The sequence below is a fragment of the Synechococcus sp. H55.11 genome, assembly GCF_047462475.1.
Lineage (GTDB): Bacteria > Cyanobacteriota > Cyanobacteriia > Thermostichales > Thermostichaceae > Thermostichus.
On the sequence record NZ_JANSJI010000211.1, the window covers coordinates 1 to 1,069 of the forward strand.

The window sequence follows — 1,069 nt, forward strand, 5'->3', positions numbered from 1 at the left end:
CGAGTGTTTCCTTCTCCATGCCCCTCAGGAGCCAACTCGGCCAACACAGCAGAGTGGCTTGGTAGCCCCATACTAAGCGCTCCGCGCCGCTGACGCGAGTAGTGCGGGGCGGAAAAGCCTTCGAGCGACTGGAGTCGCTCGCCAATGTTATTATGCTCGCCAGTGTTATTATGATGTTGTAATCTTAAGTCAGCACCTACCCCGGTGAAAAACCCGGACAGTACCGAAAGCCAGTAAGCAAGCGGAACCTTGAGGCTTTGTCTCTAGGAACTGTCTAGGGGCGTCTTGACAGCGCCTTTACGAGTCCAACTGTGGACTGCGTAAGCCTTCCCCAACTTCAGCCGGGGGAGTGTCAAAACTCCTACGGTGGCTCAGATTAGCCGAGGCTGGTTGGCTACAGCCCATGACTACAGTCTTTGCCAATCCTTGCCCAGTACAGAGCTTTCCAGCAACACCGACTGCAGCCGCTGCAATTACCCTTTGCGTAACAGGGATCCCTCTCGTCTGCAAAAACCTGATAAACTACCCCACCGCATAAGGCGGGTGGTTTTTTTGGTAGCCCTGAAGCAGGCCCACAAGGACTCCGTCCCGCTGACGCGAGTGGAGATGCAGTGGTTTACCCAAGCTTGAAAGCGTCTTTTCTTGCCAGACAGCCGTTGCAGCAGCTCCCGGCATCTGCGCCGAGAACTGCGTGTGCCCTGACTGGCCTTGCGTTGCAGAACCGCTCTCAAGCGGGAGTAGTGGTCTCTGACCTGGTTCAACTGCTGTCCATTCCAGTTGTCCCCCTCTGTTCGCGTCAGCCGGCCGTAGGCCTTGGTCGCATCCAGCTTTGTGGCTTGCGACGCAGACACCTTGAGCTTGCAAGAGGTAGTCAGAGCTTGGGTCATGCTAAGTATGTTGGGCGCTATCCCTTCCCACCGTATAGACGGTGGGGTATCCCGCGCGTTTTGTTGATCCAGCACTTTGATCCAACGCTGCGCTGTCGCGTACACAAGGGGAGAGGGCGCAGGGGATCCACCTATCCGTCCAGTTGCGCCCTCAGGGTTTGCACGCCCCGCCGCGACCAGCT

At 57.2% G+C, this 1,069-nt stretch carries 1 pseudogene; it reads right to left on the bottom strand.

Annotated features, from left to right (window positions below):
• Positions 1–593: 593 nt before the first annotated feature.
• Positions 594–791: pseudogene (locus tag NW853_RS08740) on the bottom strand (RNA-guided endonuclease TnpB family protein); the annotation flags it as partial.
• Positions 792–1,069 lie beyond the last annotated feature (278 nt).